General features: G+C 28.0%; 15 protein-coding genes. 1 reads left to right on the plus strand and 14 read right to left on the minus strand.

Annotation, left to right across the window (positions count from 1 at the left end):
• Window positions 1–155: 155 nt before the first annotated feature.
• The 5 genes from ppaX to B2W91_RS20710 all read right to left on the minus strand — a co-directional run bounded on the left by ppaX (window position 156) and on the right by B2W91_RS20710 (window position 6133).
• The gene (gene ppaX, locus B2W91_RS20690) at window positions 156–785 is read right to left on the minus strand and encodes a pyrophosphatase PpaX (protein ID WP_291584378.1); all 630 of its coding nucleotides are present in this window, start codon (window positions 783–785) and stop codon (window positions 156–158) included.
• 21 nt (window positions 786–806) lie between these two features.
• Window positions 807–1508, minus strand: coding sequence for a SprT-like domain-containing protein (locus tag B2W91_RS20695; protein WP_291584380.1), 702 nt, complete (start codon window positions 1506–1508; stop codon window positions 807–809).
• 126 nt (window positions 1509–1634) lie between these two features.
• Window positions 1635–3908: a VIT and vWA domain-containing protein gene (locus B2W91_RS20700; RefSeq protein WP_291584382.1), complete on the minus strand. Its 2274-nt coding sequence runs from the start codon at window positions 3906–3908 to the stop codon at window positions 1635–1637.
• Between the two features lie 185 nt (window positions 3909–4093).
• The gene (locus tag B2W91_RS20705; protein ID WP_291584384.1) at window positions 4094–5038 is read right to left on the minus strand and encodes a dipeptidase; all 945 of its coding nucleotides are present in this window, start codon (window positions 5036–5038) and stop codon (window positions 4094–4096) included.
• A gap of 102 nt (window positions 5039–5140) precedes the next feature.
• Window positions 5141–6133, minus strand: a complete 993-nt coding sequence (locus tag B2W91_RS20710; protein WP_291584386.1) for a WG repeat-containing protein — start codon at window positions 6131–6133, stop codon at window positions 5141–5143.
• A gap of 512 nt (window positions 6134–6645) precedes the next feature.
• Between B2W91_RS20710 and B2W91_RS20715 the strand changes: the two genes are divergently transcribed.
• Window positions 6646–7857: a 6-phosphofructokinase gene (locus B2W91_RS20715; protein WP_291584388.1), complete on the plus strand. Its 1212-nt coding sequence runs from the start codon at window positions 6646–6648 to the stop codon at window positions 7855–7857.
• Window positions 7858–8131: 274 nt separating this feature from the next.
• On the opposite strand, the gene B2W91_RS20720 is transcribed toward B2W91_RS20715, so the two are convergent.
• The 9 genes from B2W91_RS20720 to ade all read right to left on the minus strand — a co-directional run bounded on the left by B2W91_RS20720 (window position 8132) and on the right by ade (window position 18450).
• A complete protein-coding gene (locus B2W91_RS20720) occupies window positions 8132–9409 on the minus strand; it encodes a homoserine dehydrogenase (RefSeq protein ID WP_291584390.1) in 1278 nt (425 codons plus the stop codon).
• A gap of 44 nt (window positions 9410–9453) precedes the next feature.
• On the minus strand, window positions 9454–10773 hold the full coding sequence (locus tag B2W91_RS20725) for an aspartate kinase (RefSeq protein WP_291584392.1): 1320 nt from the start codon (window positions 10771–10773) through the stop codon (window positions 9454–9456).
• Window positions 10774–10902: 129 nt separating this feature from the next.
• Window positions 10903–11790 (minus strand): homoserine kinase, encoded by an 888-nt coding sequence (gene thrB, locus B2W91_RS20730; protein WP_291584394.1) that lies wholly within the window; start codon window positions 11788–11790, stop codon window positions 10903–10905.
• 9 nt (window positions 11791–11799) lie between these two features.
• Window positions 11800–13281 (minus strand): threonine synthase, encoded by a 1482-nt coding sequence (gene thrC / locus B2W91_RS20735; RefSeq protein WP_291584396.1) that lies wholly within the window; start codon window positions 13279–13281, stop codon window positions 11800–11802.
• Window positions 13282–13488: 207 nt separating this feature from the next.
• A complete protein-coding gene (locus B2W91_RS20740) occupies window positions 13489–14160 on the minus strand; it encodes a prepilin peptidase (RefSeq protein ID WP_291584398.1) in 672 nt (223 codons plus the stop codon).
• A gap of 14 nt (window positions 14161–14174) precedes the next feature.
• Window positions 14175–14600, minus strand: a complete 426-nt coding sequence (locus B2W91_RS20745; RefSeq protein ID WP_291584399.1) for a prepilin-type N-terminal cleavage/methylation domain-containing protein — start codon at window positions 14598–14600, stop codon at window positions 14175–14177.
• A gap of 271 nt (window positions 14601–14871) precedes the next feature.
• Window positions 14872–16314: a transposase gene (locus B2W91_RS20750; protein WP_291584401.1), complete on the minus strand. Its 1443-nt coding sequence runs from the start codon at window positions 16312–16314 to the stop codon at window positions 14872–14874.
• On the minus strand, window positions 16280–16501 hold the full coding sequence (locus B2W91_RS20755) for a hypothetical protein (protein ID WP_291584403.1): 222 nt from the start codon (window positions 16499–16501) through the stop codon (window positions 16280–16282). The genes B2W91_RS20750 and B2W91_RS20755 overlap by 35 nt, the downstream gene beginning before the upstream one ends.
• Before the next feature lie 254 nt (window positions 16502–16755).
• Window positions 16756–18450: an adenine deaminase gene (gene ade / locus B2W91_RS20760; RefSeq protein WP_291584405.1), complete on the minus strand. Its 1695-nt coding sequence runs from the start codon at window positions 18448–18450 to the stop codon at window positions 16756–16758.
• Window positions 18451–18456: the final 6 nt, after the last annotated feature.

Here is an 18456-nt window from a genome sequence, read left to right on the forward strand (position 1 = left end):
ATCTGGATATGTAATGATGTACATATGTTGTAGCGTAGACTACTTTGGGTTCTCAAAAATCCCTAGGGTAAAGACAGGCACCTGTTAATAGCCTGTCTTTTTAAATTTGTATAATAATCTTAACTTAAATATAATTACTATCGCTTCATTGCTAATTAAAGTATATCTAATAATTCCCTCATATCATCAATAGCATAATCAGGTTCATGTTTTAAGACCTCTTCTAAAGGAATAAATGTATATTTAACTAAACAAGTTTTTGCATTAGCAGCTTTTCCAGATAAAATATCATTATGACTATCTCCTATCATTATTGCTTCCTCTGATTTTACATCTAAAAGCTCTAGAGCCTTTAACACTGGTTCTGGATTAGGCTTATGCTTTGTAGTATCTTCTGGCGTTACTATTACATCAAAATATTTTTCTAGATTAAACAATCTTAATCCTCTCAAAGCAGTATTGCGTCTTTTTGATGTTACTACCGCTAATTTATACCCTCTATTTTTTAACTCTATAAGTGCTTCTTCTACACCCTCATAACCTTCTGTATAATCATCATGTATAGTTGCACAGTACTCTATATATGCATTTACAAGTTCTTCAGTTTTTTCTTCACAGTATTTAGACATAGTATATGACAGTGGCTCCCCAAAATATCTAATGAGCTCATCATCTCCTACTTTTACACCTAAGCTATTATTTAAAACATGTTTAAAACTTTCTAATATTAATGTGTTTGTATTAATTAAAGTTCCATCTAAATCAAACAATATAGCTTTAATCATAACACTTCTCCTCCTTCTAGATCATTTTTTTATTTTATCTAGTGGTACATAATACTTAGAATATCTATTATTATATTTATCACTATACATCCCTTTATTGTCACTAACCATTACTACAGCATTCTTATTTATTTTATAAAGTATTCCTTTTAGTAAAAGTCCATTATGCTTAAAGGTCACAGTACTTCCTAAGGTGATATTAGAGTTCTCCATAAATATCTCACTATCAGTAGGCAATCTATGATAAATATCGCTATGACCAAAAATATCTCTGCTTAAAGATTTGAATCTTGCAGTTTTACAACTTGACTTTTTATATTTGTGAAACTCGATTAAATGACAAATTTCATGTTCAAAGACTATCATCATTGCCTCAATTACATCTTTCGTTACAATTCCTGAAACTATTTTTTCTCTATTAGTTTTGCTATAATTCTTTAGAAAGTTTAAGCTTAATTTGATTTCAAAGCTTTCACTTATTGAGCTTCTTTTATATATGGTTTTTCCTGCTGCCTTTGTCATTTTATTTGATAGTGAAAAGCTAATGTTTTTAATAAAATCCTCACTAAAATAATTTGATAGGAAATTACTATTGTAAAGCTCAAATAAGATTTTTAAATGTAATGGTTTTATGCTTATAATATTGCTACTATTTAAACCTGTAGCTTCTTTAAATGTACTATATATTTTATATCTTATATCATTAATTTCTTCTTTCTTCATTTTGCTTACCTAAATACATTCTCTCTTAAATAAGTTATAATTGATAGTATATCACAGCATACACTTATTAGTCTAATGTGATATCTTCAAAAAATAAAACTGCTGAAAATTCAGCAGTTTTATTTACTAGTTTTTTAGTATTGCTTTATCAATTAACGAACTTAAAGAATGGTCTTTATTTTCAGATTTTTCTATAAAGCTTATAAAATGATTTTCTATGCCTTCTATATCAATATTTCTGAGTTTGATGATTTCTTCTAAAGATTTAATTTTTCTTTCAAACTCCTCTTTCTTTTCAGATTTTATGATTCCCCTATTTAATGAGGACTTCAGTGCTAAATATAAAAAGCATATAGCATTATCATCATAATCATTTTTTGATTCTTCAAAATTACTTACAATAAAATTCAAAGATTTATTTAGTAAATTTTTATATATAGAAATATCCTCTTTCCCTAATGTAAAAGCTAATATACCTTTTATTGTAGATATTACTTTATCAATTTGATCTTCTTGTAAGGAGTTTGCAAAGGCTCCACTAGCAAATTGATGTGATGCTAAAATTCTTAATAGTTCTCCTCTTAATGCTTTTGATAATTCTGATTCATCAAATTGAGGTTGATCAAAATAGTGCCTATAGTAAAAGTTAGATGCTAATTGTGTGCCATCTCCCTCATCATACTTAATTTTTACTGGTAAGAATTTTTTAAATCCTATTCCTAATACAGGATCATAAAGTTGCTCCATCAATATAAATGATGTTTCACTACTCAATACTCCTATATGTTTTGATATCTCTACAAGCTTATTTTTCATAGCATTATAAGTTTCTCCACGTTCAAATCTTATCCTATTTTGTAAAGATTGTATTCTCTTTTTATACCATACTTTTTCGATTAAATTCATATTTTCTTCTAATTCTAAATTGCTTAAACTTATTCGTCTTTGAACTCTTCTATTTCCCACTTTTCCTCTTAATGTTACAATTCCTTCTACCTGTCCTTGCACTTTAGCAAAAATAGAAAATAATTCTCCATCATACATATATTCAATGGTTCTTGGATAAGTTCTTTCAACTTTAACCAATCCCCAATCAATTTCAATATCTGTAATTTGTAATCCTCTAATTCTATTAAATTGCTTTAAAATACTATCTTCAATTCTTTCATTATTATTAATAAATTCAGCTTTACCATAAGTAATTTGAGCTAATTTATTGATAAAATAAGTATTAACTGAGGCATCTATGCCAAATGGAAAAATTCTGCTTTCAATACAATGTTCATCTACGTAATCTAATATTTCTTTCTCATTATCTACAATATCATCAGTAAATAATAAAATAGTATTTTCCTCTCCTAAAGCTTCATTCTTTAAAGCATATTTAATTCCTTCAAAAATAACTGCATCATCTTCACATTGTAATTCATCTATCCACATAGATGCTTTGATTAAATTTTCTTCGTTATATTCTACTCTTCTATCTTCTGAGAAATAATTAAGCTTATCTCCCATTGCAATTATATTAAAAGTATCCTCTTTAGATAAATTTCTCAAGCAAAGCTGAAGTGCGTTTTTAGCTTCTAAAAGTTTTTGTCCTTCCATAGAGTTTGATATATCTACCATAAATATATAATTATCAATTTTCTTTTCCTTAGAAGGCTCTATATCAGGTATGAATCTTAAATAAATTATACTATTATTTTCCTTAGAATTTTCATATATCATTCCAGTAGTTTCTTCAAAAGTTTTTTCTTTTAAATAAATTATCATATCTTTATCTAAATTTTCCTTAGATGAAGCTAAAGTAATTTTATATAAATAATCATTACCTTCTTCTACTTTTATTTTATGAGTATTACTTACAAACTCCATATCAGTAAAAGACTCAACTAATAAATTTAAGTATAATTTATAATTATTCTTTTTAACTAAATTTTCATTTGATTCTACATTGGTTGGTGGTATTATTCTAGGAATAGTTAACTTTAATTGTTCATTATCATAAGCTAGTTCTTCAATATATGATATCTTTATATTAATACTTTCTCCTGCTAATATTTTTCCCATAGAAATTCTAAAATCATTAGCATTAAACTCTTCTAATAAAAAATTAGAATTGTCATCCTTTATATTATTATAGATTTTATCAACTTCTTTTTTGTCTTCTATAATACCTTTTATACTTCTTCCTCCAATATTTGCTTCAAAGCCTGATAATACTGATGTTTCTGGTATAGGAAAAGTGTAGATTGCCTCTACATCGCTCTTACCTTTGTTTTCATATATATGATCTATAGTAAATTCTACAAACTCGCCACATACATTACCAGTAATGTTTACCTTTTTAAGTACTATATTGCTTTCAATCTTGTCATATGAAAATTTTGGATATTCCATTCAAACCTCTCCTTTTTTAAACTGGAAACTCTATTAGAAATAATTATATATTTAATTCTACCAAATAAATAATGAATTGCATTAAGACTTTTGTGAATTTTCTTTAAATTTTAATAAAAATAGAGCAAAGTTTCTTGCTCTATTCGTATCTATTATATATTATACTAACTTTTCATATAAATATGCTATTTCATTACTTCTTTAATAACCCTAAAGGCATTTTTATAAAAGATTTTTTCTATTATATCGTCACTAAAACTTTCATTATTTAGTGCAACCAATAGTTTATCCATATCACCAATATTATCTATTTCTAACCCTTTAGCATCTATTCCATCAAAATCCGTACCTAGAGCTACAACTTCACTTCCACCTATATTAATTATATGCTTTATATGCTTTACTATATCTTCGACAAAGCTCCTGCCTTCAGTGTTTAAAAAGCTTTTTTCAAAATTTATTCCTGTAACTCCACCTTTTTCCGCAAGCACTCTAATCATATCATCATTTAAGTTTCTAGGATGATGACATATCTGCCTAGAATTAGAGTGAGATGCTACAAATGGTTTACTAGAGTATTTAGCAACATCGTAAAATCCGCCATCAGATAGATGTGAAACATCTATTATCATTCCTAAATCGTTCATTTCTCTTACACAATCTATGCCAAACTCAGTTAATCCTTTGTTTTGTAATTCACTTTTGCAATTTGGAAATCCTATTTCATTAGTATAATTCCAAGTTAATGTCATAAGTCTAACACCTAATCTATAGAAATTTCTTAAATTGCTAAGTTTACCTTGTATTACTCCGCCTTCTTCAATTGTTAAAAAAGCTGATATCTTATTATTATTGTTGTTTTCTATAAGTTCTTGATAATTAGTTGCTAATCTTAATTCATCGCTATTAGCTTGAATCTCATTATAAAATCTATCTAACATATCTAAAGCATATTTTAAAGGATCATCTGCCTGTTGTGAGTCTACATACAAAGCAAAAAATTGAGCCATAGAGTCACTTTTAACTAGTTTTTCAACATCTACAGAAAAATTATTTTTTCTTAAATTAACTTTATCCCCAGTATACATAAGCCTTCCTATAGTATCGCAATGTAGATCAATCATCTTCATATCATTCATCTCCCATTATAATCATTTATTTAATTGTATCATAAAAACTGTTTTTACAGTATTATCCATGAAAAATGATTATATCTTTAAAATCTGCTACTTTTAAAGTATACTTCCGTCTTTTTTAATATACTGAGGTACTTCATTAACTATAACTTTAGCAACTCCATTGTAGAAATTTTCAACTTCATCAAAAATAGGTTCTATAACGATATGATTATTTACGTCTATATAACCCCATTTCTCATGAATTTGAACAGAAAAAAATCCTTCACTATAATCAAAAACATTGCTATATTCTATGGGAATTACAACATTTCCGCTTTTATTTACAAATCCATATTTTTCACCAATTGAAACTACTGCGTATTCTCCAGTGAAATTATCTGCCCAATCGTATTTAGGCTCTATGACAAATTTTCCATTTTTATCTACAAATCCATATTGATCTTTAAAACAAACTGCTGACAACTCCTCACTAAAACTGTTGGCAAATTCAAAGTCTTTATCAAAAATCTTTTCTCCATTTTCATCTATGTAAAAAAACTTATCACCTATAGCTACTGCTGCTAAACCTTCATTGAAATCACTACCATAATGAAAGTCAAATTCTATGGCTACATTACCATCTTTATCAATGTACCCAAATTTTTCTCCTTTTTTAACTAGTGCTAATCCATTTTCAAATTCATTTGCATCGTCAAAAGATGGGCTTATTATCATCTTCCCTTCCCTATTTATATATCCGAATTTTCCTAAAAGCTTAACAGCTGCTAATCCTTCAGTGAAGCCTTTTGCTTCTTCAAATTTTGTTTTAATAACCAAATCTCCATTTTTATCAATGTATCCATATTTATGATTTATTTCAACTACCGCCATGCCCTCATTAAAATAGTTTATATCATCATATTTAGGCTCAATAACTATTTTTCCATCTTTATTTATAAAACCGCATTTACCATTAAGTTCTACTAGAGCTATATCATCTTCAAACTCATCTCCAAAATCAAACTTAAAATCTATGATTGTTTTACCATTTTCATCTACATATCCATACATATCATTACTTTCTTTAGGATATAATCTATTTTCCATAACCTACACTCCTTCTATAATTATAATATATAGATAAACTACCTTAAAAATTAATGTATAGCTGAATATAGCTACACCCTTGAGTTTTTCAATTCACAATGCAAAGTGCACAACTTAGATTAGTGCACAGTGCACAATTCACAATGCACAGTTAAGGATGAAATTATTTTTAGGCAAAATAATTTCCTAAAACATATTTTTGACTAGTAATTTTATATTGCTAGTCTTTANNAATTTTAAATTTCTCAGTGATAACTGAGAAATGTCCATAATTGTGAATTGTGCATTGTGAATTGTGAATTCAATAACTTCAGCTATGATACCCAAAAATACCAATCATTTTCACATATATTAATTTTAGAAATCGTATATCTATATATACATATTAAACTATTGTTATCATAATACAATATTCGTTATTTTACTACATAATATGATAATATAATTGTAGCTATCACTATTATATATTATAATAAAATATAGTGTATATAATGTAAGGGGAGATAATTAATATGAAAAATTGTTTAGTGGCCCAGTCCGGTGGTCCTACTTCTGTTATAAATTCAAGTGCTATCGGAATATTTGAAAAAAATTTAGAGTGTAAATATTATGATAATGTTTATGCTGGATTAAATGGCATTGAAGGTATTTTAAATAAAAATTTGCTCAATTTATCAAAAATGCCAAAAGAAGAAGTAAGCGGACTTAAATATACTCCTTCTTCTGGACTTGGTTCTTGTAGGTACAAGCTTAAAAATTATGAAAACCATAAGGATGAATATGTAAAATTATTTGAAATATTAGAGGAATATGGAATTAGCACTTTTTTCTATATAGGTGGAAATGATTCAATGGACACAGTACATAAACTTAGTAATTATGCTAAAGAGCATAATATCAATATTAAATTTATAGGTGTTCCAAAAACTATTGATAATGATTTACCTATTATGGACCATACCCCTGGATTTGGTAGTGCTGCTAAATTCATTGCTACTATAGCTTTAGAAAACAGTATAGATGCTAATGTTTATAACGCTAAAAATGTATTTATAATAGAAACAATGGGAAGAGATACTGGTTGGTTAGCTGCTAGTTCTTGTATTGCCACTATAAATGGAAAATCTGTAGTGGACTTTATATACCTTCCTGAAGCTCCTTTTAACATTGAGAAGTTTGTAAAAGATGTTAATACAAAACTTGAAGAAAAAAATACTGTTGTAATAGTTGTCTCTGAAGGCATTAGAACTGCTGATGGAACTTTTTTAGGAGAAATGTCTTCAACTGGATTAGATAAATTTGGCCATGCCCAACTTGGTGGAGTATGTAATTACCTTAAAAATCTATTAAAAGAAAATGGAGTTAAAAAAGTAAGAGCTATAGAACTTTCTACAATGCAGAGGTCAGCTATGCACTTTGCATCAGAAACTGACATTCAAGAGGCTTATGATATTGGATCATTCGCATTAGAATACTCTAAAGATGGTGAAAGTGGGAATATGGTCGCTATAAAAAGAATTTCTAACAGTCCTTATAAATCAGAAACTTTTGCACTTCACACATCAGAGGTTGCAAATAAAATTAAATATTTCCCTAAGGAATGGATAAATCCAGAAGGTAATAACGTTACTATAGAAGCTTACAACTACACATTACCACTTATTCTAGGAGAAGCAAAGATTGAATATGAAAATGGACTTCCAAAATATTATGCTATAAGATAATACTGAAAAATAATAATGGGCAATTTTAGTAAATTGTTAGCAAAACATGATAATTTTTTAGTTGATTTATTTAAAAAAGACACAATATAATAACTATCAATAAAATTTAAATCAAACATATAATAACCGCTTTTAATTATTTAATGATAAAATAATTAAAAGCGGTTTATTCTTTATTTCTATATTACTAATTTATTAAAGCATATATTAATAAAATTTATAATTCCTCAGCTATTAAAATTAAATCTATTTTATCTAGAAGAATGTATTTTAATTAACTTAAATTTTCAATTCTTATAACACTTTTTATCTTGTCTACTACATCTAAGTTCTCTATTTTTTCTATGGATTTATCTATGTTTCCTTCCAAAGTATCATGAGTTATTAGCACTATAGATACGAAATCTTCTTTTTTAGGTTTTTGTATAAAAGATAGAATACTTACATTGTTTTTTCCTAATATAGTAGTGATTTTTCCTAGTACTCCTGGCTCCTCTTTTACAGAAATTCTTAAATAATATTGAGATTTAAAATTACCTACAGATGCTATTTCCCTATCAATATAGTTTTTATCTATAGGAGAAACACCTTCATTTCTTAGAACAGATATTATATCTCCAACTACCGCACTTCCTGTAGGAAGCTCTCCTGCTCCTCTTCCATAAAGCATCAAATCCCCTACCGCATTACCTTTAATAAAAATTGAATTAAAGGAATCATTAACATTAGCTAAAGGATGAATTGATGGAATCATTGTAGGATGAACCCTAAGTTCAAGCTTTCCATTAGCCTCTTTAACAATAGCTAAAAGTTTTATAACATATCCTAGCTCCCTTGCATATTCTATATCTTTTGCTTTTATCTTAGTTATCCCCTCTACATATATATCATTCACATCTACATTTGTTTCAAAGGCTAAAGCAGTTAATATAGCCAATTTATAAACTGCATCATAACCTTCCACATCAGAAGTTGGATCTGCCTCTGCATAGCCCATTCTTTGTGCTTCCTTAAGTGCTTCTTCAAAACTCATACCTTCCAAAGTCATTTTAGTTAATATATAATTTGTAGTTCCATTAATTATACCCACAATTTCTTCTATTTTATTAGCAGTTAAACTTTCATTTATACTATTTATTACAGGAATTCCTCCAGCTACACTAGCTTCAAAATTCACAATTACTCCTTGTTTTTGAGCCTCTTTAAAAATTTCTTTTCCATTAGTTGCAATGAGCATTTTATTAGCAGTTATAACATGTTTTTTATTTTTTATAGATCTTAGAATATATTCTTTAGCAGGCTCTAATCCACCTATAACCTCTACTACAATTTTTATACTATCATCATTAAATATTTCTTCTACATCTGTAGTTAATAATTCTTTAGGAACCTCTATTCCCCTTTGTTTATTTATATCTTTTACCAATATTTTTGATATTTCTATATCATAACCAGCCCTTTTGATTATAGCTTCTTTATTTGTCCTTAATATATTCCAAACACCTTTACCTACATTTCCCAATCCTAATAACGCAATTTTAACTTTTCCCATAATTTTTTCCCCTCTTTCGTAAATAACTTTCTAATATCTAAATATTAATCTATAAAAGCTTTATAGATACCTCTTACAGCTCTTTCAAAATCATCATTTTCTACACCTACAATAATATTTATTTCACTAGAACCTTGATTAATCATTCTTATATTTACATCCGCATCTAAAAGTCCTTTAAATATCTTTGCAGATATGCCCTTAGTTCTATTCATTCCATTTCCTACTGTAGCGATCAATGCCATATTAACATGAACTTCTAAAGAATCTGGATTACACTGCCTCTTGATTTCTTCTAATATAATATCTAGCTTATTACCAAGTTGACTATCTTCTATTACTAATGATACAGAATCCATACCTGAAGGAATATTTTCAAAGGCTACTCCATTCTCTTCTAATATAGAAAGAAGTTTTCTACGAAAACCTAATTCTGAATTCATAAGCATCTTATGTATAGCTATAACTGTAAATCCTTTTTTACCTGCTATGCCTGTAATAGATCCAGTATAATTTAAAGCTTTATCATCATCTACAATTAATGTACCCTTATCCTCTGGTCTATTAGTATTCTTTATGTTTATAGGAATTTTCACATCTCTTACAGGAAACATGCTCTCTTCATGAAGAACCTTTGCTCCCATATAAGAAAGTTCTCTAAGTTCCTTATAGCTTATTACTTCTATAGGTTTTGGATTATCCATAATATTAGGATCTGCCATTAAAAAGCCTGAAACATCTGTCCAATTCTCGTAAAGAGAGGCCTCTACAGCTCTAGCTACTATAGCTCCTGTTATATCAGAACCACCCCTTGAAAAAGTTTTTATAGTTCCATCAGGTAGTGCTCCATAAAAGCCTGGAATAACTGCCTTTTTCACATTCTTAATCTTTTCTTTTATAGCCTTCTCTGTTTCCTTTAAATCTAAACTTCCATATTTTTTAAAATGTATAATTTCCGCTGCATCTATAAAGTCGTAATTTAAATAGTCTGCCAAAATTAATCCGTTTAAATATTCTCCTCTGCTAGCTGCAAAATCTCTTGAGGCACCTGCTTCAATCTCCCTCTTTATTTCTTCTATTTTATTTTTTATATCAATTTTGACCTGTAGTTCCTTTGCTAAATTTAAATATCTTTCCTCTATATGTTTAAATACATCATCAAAGGATATACCACTTTCTCTATGAGCATGACATAAATATAAAAGATCTGTTATTTTATAATCTTTTTTAAATCTTTTACCTGGCGCTGAAGGTATTATGTATCTCCTGTTTTCATTATCATAAATTATATTTTTCACCTTTCTAAATTGTTCACTGTCTGAAAGTGAACTTCCCCCAAACTTAGCTACAAGTACTTTTTCCATTGTATTTTAATCCCCCTATATATGAATTAGTGGGTAGTGGCTGGTGACTAATGAATAAAATATTAAAACTTACCACCCAGTACCAAGTATTCATTGCGATTTCAGAATTTTATCTTATTGAATTTAAACTTAACCATTATTTACTTGAGTTCCAAAGTTATCTATGTTAAGTTCTCTAACCTGCCAATTGCTTTTTAAAGTATCTAAAAAACTTTTAATATTTATTGAAAAATGCTTATCCTTTTCTTTAAGCATCACCATAATTGTTGGTCCTGCCCCACTTAAAAATACACCTAAAGAATTTAGTTTTTCACACTCTTCCTTTATTGAATAAAAATTTTCTATAAGCTTCGCCCTATAATCTTGATGTAATTTATCCTTGCAAGCATATTTTATTAAATGAAAATCTCCATTAGTTAGTGCAGATATCATAAGTGCAATTCTTCCTACATTAAAAATTCCGTCTTTGTAATCTATACTTTTAGGAAGGACTGCCCTTGCCTTTTCTGTAGATAAAGTAAAGTCTGGTATAAGTGCACAGAACTTAATACCTTCACTCACCTTCACTTTACTATAAATTACTTCTCTATTATCAGATATGGAAGCAGTCATTCCCCCAAACAATGCTGGATTTACATTGTCCGGATGCCCTTCTACTTCCACTGCTAAATCTAAAAGTTCTTTTTTATTTAAAACTCCACCAGCTAATTCATTGGCAGAAATTATACCTCCTACTACACAAGCAGCGCTACTTCCAAGCCCTCTTGAGGCTGGTATATCACTTTCTATTTTTATCCTTAATCCTGTAGGTTTGTATCCGATTTTATCAAAACACTTTTTCATAGCCACATATATTAAGTTGTCCTCATTTTTAAATTTATCCGCACAACCTTCAAAAATAAGTCCCTCTTCAATTTCTTCTACAAAGAATTTATTATACATATTTACTGCTACACCTAAGCAATCAAATCCTGGTCCTATATTTGCACTTGTAGCAGGCACTCTAACTTCTACCATTTTAATCACCTATATCCCTAAAAAATTTTCAATTACTTTCTTCATTTCATCCTTTTTACAAGTGACCTTATGACAGATTTCTTTTTCCTCTAGTCCTTCTAATCCTTTAGGCAACTTTAAATTTAATTTATCTGAAAATAAATTAATAAGTTCAAAATCTGAAGTATTCTCATGTCCTATATTTAATACTTCATTTATACTTTTAGGAAATTTAAATGGACTTGCAGTGGATGCTATTATAGTAACACTATTATCTCCTGTTTTAACTTTATATTTTTCATAAACCTTATAAGCTACTGCAGTATGAGTATCTATAAGATACTCAGAACTTTCATAGACTTTTTCAACAGCTTTAAGTGTAGCATCTTCATCTGAAAAATCCCCATATAATATATCTAATCTCTTCTTCATTTCCTCTGTTATCTCATATTTACCCTTTTCTTTAAGTTCTGTCATGAGATTTTTTATAAGACATGAATCACTTCCACTTATTTCATACAAAAACCTTTCCAAATTACTAGATATTAAAATATCCATAGAAGGAGAATTAGTAACAGAAAATTTTCTTCTCCTATCGTATATTCCAGTATTTATAAAGTCTGCTAGCACCTTATTCTCATTAGATGCACAAATTAATTTTCCCACTGGTATTCCCATATTTTTAGCGTAAAAGGCTGCTAAAATATTACCAAAATTCCCCGTAGGAACAACTATGTTTATATCTTGTCCTTCTTTCACTCTTTTGTCTTTAATTAGGTTTACATAAGAATAAACATAATATACTATTTGAGGTACAAGTCTCCCTATATTTATAGAATTAGCAGAGGAAAACATGTATCCTCTTTCCCCCAATAATTCATTAAGATCTCTATCATTAAATATTTCCTTAACTCCACTTTGAGCATCGTCAAAGTTTCCTTCTATGCCTACTACAAAAGTATTTTTCCCACTTTGTGTAACCATCTGTCTTTTTTGAATTTCACTTACTCCGTCTTTCGGGTAAAATACTACTATCTTTGTTCCCTCTATACTATCAAATCCTTCTAAAGCAGCTTTTCCAGTATCTCCTGAAGTAGCTGTTAATATAACTATTTCTTTAGTTATATTCATTTTTTTTGCTGAGGCTTTTAAAAGATGAGGCAATATACTTAAGGCTATGTCCTTAAAGGCTAATGTTCTGCCGTGATAAAGCTCTATAAAATATGCTCCTGCCTTATAATTCAATGGTGCTATAAGAGGATTTTCAAACTTACTGTCATAGGCTCTATCTATATATTCCTTAAGTTCTTCTTCATTAAAATCATCAAAGTATTTTTTCATAATATAAAGTGCTAATTCTTTATAATTCATATTTCCTAATTCTTTAAAACTCTTATCTATTTTAGGAAATTCTTCAGGTACATATAATCCTCCATCCTCAGCTATTCCCCTAATTATTGCTTCTGATGCTCTAACTTTTTTTCCTTCTCCCCTGGTACTTTTATAAAACAACTCATTGACCCCCTTTCGATGAAATATATTATTTTACATTATCAGCATTTCTTCGTCATAAGTCAACAAATTTATCATTCTTTTAAAAATTTTTTAACAATTACTAATATTAAATAAAATTTTTTTCTATAAAAAGATAGAAAATTCAATATCTTATGATTATTTAAATCTACCTATTACTAAAACTTTCCATAATTAATTCAATATTTAATTACCGAAAATAAGCCTTATTATAATATCCTTATATAATATTACAATAAAGGTAGCTATGGTTATAAAAGGTGTATAAGGAATAGTCTTTTTTCTACTTTCTCCTTTAGCTATCATGTACATACATATAATAGTAGCTAATATGTTAGCCAATACGAAAACTAATATGCTACTTGTGGCTCCCAAAAAGACTCCTATTATAATCGAAAATTCTAAATCTCCATATCCTATTACTTCTTTTTTATATATAAATTTAGTAATAAGAATTAAAGTAAAAAAAACTCCTCCTCCTAATAGTGCTCCGAAAATATAATCTTTAATAGGATATCCATTAATATATTCTATTAATGTAAATATAACGCCTAAAATTATAGCTCCATAAACAGTGACATTATATACATATTTAGTATTAAAATCTATAACACCAATCATAATAATAAAAAAAGATAAAATGCAAAGCTTTACTAATTGAAGACCTAAGCCATACTTTATATATAAAAGCAAGAGCATGATACCCATCACCAGTTGAACTAACCAATTTTGAATATTATATTTTCCTTTTTTTATTTTATATTCTCTATCATTTTTAATTATTTCATCTATACATAAGTTCAAAATCTTTCCTAAGAAAAATCCAATGATAAAGATAAAACTATATAAGAATATCATATTACCTCCACCCTTTACTTGCAGGATATTTCAAAAGATTTTATGTCTTTTCCATCTGCTGCTGCTGTCTTATCTTTTAAACTAGGATAAACCTGTCTATTTCCTGTAAAAATAAATATTTCTCCATCACTTTTTATATATACAGAAAATTTATTTGGTAAAGTGTCATCAACTAAAGCTTGTTGTTTTATTTCTTCATTATTAAAATACTTTTTAACAATATCCTCATCTATTTTAGTTAGTAATTCTCCTTTTGACAGTTCTGTATTAATTGCCATTGCTATATTTTTAGCAGTTGCTACATCTGCCTTTTGCTTAGCATTTTCCTGTATATTTCCAAACTTAGGCACAGCTATAAAAGCTAATATAGCAACAATCGATATAACTACTATTATTTCTATAAGAGTAAATCCCCCTCTTTTTTTCTTAGAATAACTCACTGTTTTACCTGATTTCTAAAACCATAGCAAATAGTAACATCAACTATACTACAGTTTTTCATCTTATTCTCTAAATAAGATGGTAGTGTCACAGGATTCAACTACTTAGGTTAGTACTATACTACTAAAATTCCATATGGCCTTTATAATTTTATACACTTATAAAGTACAACAGAATTGCGAGTGTTACTCAGCCCCTAATATTTATAAGCCACCAAAGCCTTTCCTACTAGGTGTACTTCGGCAGTATATATCTATATTAAAGTTATTATTAACTAACTAATCCAAGTATTTTCTTCCTATTAACTAACCATAAATCAGGGTTTTCACCTACCTTTCCTTTTATATTTTTATTAATTTCAATCCATTTAGACCATTCATTCTTCTTATTAAATTTATCTAAATCTTTTACTAATTTATCTTTTAAAATTTTAGGTACTTTTTCTTTAAAATTATAACTTCTTCTTGCTATAACCATACCTGCGCCATTATGCACTATCATTCCATATTGATGGCAATATTTGTATAGCCCTATTTTACTCGTAAATTGAGGTTTCACTTTTATTATTTCTATTCGTTCTCTTATACAAGCACTTTCAAGCATAGTTAATAATTTAGAATATATAAATTGATGTTTAATTCTAGCAAATTTACTATTAATATCTTTATCGTTTTTGAATTTTAAGTCTTCTATAGCAACTCCACAGCTGTATGTTTTTGCTATTAATATTACTCGTTTTACTAATTCACCACATAAATTCTCACGTCTATTACTTCTAGCATATAATAATTCATGTTGCTTTAAATAAGTATGCCATTTATAGTTACCTTTGTTATCTATCATAGTCAGTGCAAGACCATCTGGATTTGTGTCTATTCCTATTATCCCATTATGTCCTGTGTATACAGGTTTTTGTTTCCGCAAATCAAAAGTTATATGACAATAGTATTTATCATTTCCTTTTAGTATTTCTACTTGATAAGCCTCGCCACTAGCTAAATGACTTAAAAACATTTCTCTATAGTTTATTCCATTAACTTTACCTGTTTTCTTAGATAATTTTTGTGGTAAATATATTGGTACTTGAATTTTAATTGCTCTATTAGTTGATGTTTTTTCTAAAGTAGATATTTCTAAAAAACTCTTATTGTTTTTAATTATAATTCTTAAATTAGGGTTTCCATTTTTACTTTTATCTCCACGACTATAGAACCTATTATTTCTACAATCACTCCATTCTTCTTTAGATATTAAGCCTTTGCATCTTCTAATAAACATTTCTTTTGTACCAAAAGTTACAGATGGAATAGTATTTGTATCAATAAAATTCTTAAAATAGTTAGCCTTTCTTTGTCTTTTATCTAATTTTTTTAATAAAGCATTCTTTTTCTTTTCAGATATTTTCTTTTTACCTTTTAATATTTTTTCAATAGCTTTACATTTATTAGAATAATCTTTATAATTCATTTTTATTAATTCTTTTTGAGATAGAATAGTTTGTCTAGCTGACTCTACAGCATCTTTTGACTGTCTAATATTAAGATTATATTTCTTAAACACTATTTTTTCTAATTCATTAATCTTAATATTATTTTCTAATAGTCTTTTAAAAGAAAACCTTATAGCAGTACAAAATACTAGCATCATATTATCAATAATTTGTTTTTGATTATTAGCTTCATTTACTAGTATAGCTTTCATTGTTATTCTCACTATTCTTGTCCTCTTTCTTTGATAATTCTTTTATAGATTTTTCTATATCTTTTTTAATCTTTCTTCCACCTCTAGCATCATATATTCTAGCACTAAAGCAAGTGACAACACTTATTAAATCATTGACCATTTCTTCATTAAGTTCTAACTTAGCTTTTCCCTCTATTACTTCTATATTTACATTCAATGATTTAGCAAATTCTTTTAAATAATTATAACCAAATATAGCTAATATATCTCCATTTTATTTATAGTACTTATCTAATTGTTATTATTGACAATTATGATAATAAATAACACATCCTTATTTTTTACATAAAATCATAACTATGAAATTTTATTTGTATAGAAATTTTACATTGAACTTTCTAATAAGAGAAAATAAAAATAGAATGTTTTTCGTAACAATGAAAAAACATTCTATCATTATTATAATTTTATTTATACAAATAAATCTATAAGACTTGCTTTACTAAATTCATATAGCCCTTTAGTAGTTAGTTTGATTTCAGGAATCACTGGAAGAGATAAAAAAGAAAGAGTTATAAATGGATCAAAATCCTGCTTTATTCCATAACTTCTTGCTATTCTATTAAGCCTTTTTACATTCTCACAAACAATATAAGGCTCTTGGAATGTCATTAATCCTCCTATTGGAAGTGATAACTGTGATATTAATTTCCCTTCAGAAACTATAACGATTCCTCCTCCTATAGTAATGAGAGAATTAACAGCTACTTCCATATCCTTATCATTATCACCAATTACAATAATGTTATGGGAATCATGTGCAATAGTTTGAGCTATAGCACAATCCCTTAATCCCAATCCTTCAACATATCCTATAGAATACTTTTTACTTCTTTTATGCCGTTCAAATATTGCTAATTTCAGAGCATCTTTACTATTTACCTTTGAAATATATCCATTTTCTGCCGTAATTTTTCTTATTTCTTTTATAGTCTCTAAAGATTGTGGTCTAACTTTTATTATATTAATTTCGTTTCCTACAGCAGGAACCTTGAAATCATTAGCTGATACGAAATCTATATTCATAGAGGTCTTAATATTATAAATAACACTTGCCTTAGCATTTAATGAAGGATCTTTCCCATTTTTTAATACTCTTTTAATATTTATTTGTTTAAGACTTTCGAAAATAACTAAATCTGCTTTATATCCTGGAGCTATAGCTCCAATATTTTTTAATCCATAACACTGTGCAGCATTAAAAGTTGCCATCGTAAAAGCTTTAACAGGATCTATCCCCTCTCTTATAGCTATTCTTAAACAGTTATCAATTGATCCTTCTTCCATTAAATCCTCTATATTTCTATCATCGGTACAGAATAAAAATCTATGGTAATTCTCATCATTAACAGCTTTTAATAGTGATATTAGATTTTTAGCTGCCGATCCCTCTCTCATCAATACATACATACCCTTTGAAATTTTATCTAAAGCATCCTTGTAATTTGAACATTCATGATCAGTCTTAATACCACTAGTAACATAAGCATTTAGTTCTATAGGAGATATTATAGGACTATGACCATCTATAGGCTTGTCATTAAAGGACTTAAGTTTGCATAACATCTCTTCATTTTTATTCATAACTGCCTGAATATCCATTACTTCTCCTAATCCTAAGACTTTAGGATGCTTTGACAATTCTAAAAGCTCTTCGCAATTTAAAGTATATCCATTATCCTCAAAACTTGTAGCTGGAACACAAGATGGTAACATAAAGTACATATCAATCATAGCATTTTCAGAGTTTTTAAGCATGAACTCAATTCCCTTTAATCCCTCTACATTTGCTATTTCATGAGGATCTGCTATTACAGTGGTTACCCCATTTTTAATTGCTACTGAAGAGTATTTTTCCGGTGTTATCATTGTGGATTCAATATGGATATGGGAATCTATAAAACCTGGAGCTACATATTGTTCTGAACAATCAATTTCTATATCTCCCTCATATTTACCAATGCCTATAATTGTATCATCACATATACCTATATCTCCCTGTTCAATTTGTCCATTAAACACGTTGATATAAGATGCATTTTTTAATACTAGATTACACTTTATTTCTCCAAGACTCATCTCAATTTTTTTCTTTATTTTTTCCATTGCTAC

This window comes from Clostridium sp. UBA6640 (genome assembly GCF_002455975.1).
GTDB lineage: Bacteria > Bacillota > Clostridia > Clostridiales > Clostridiaceae > Clostridium_J.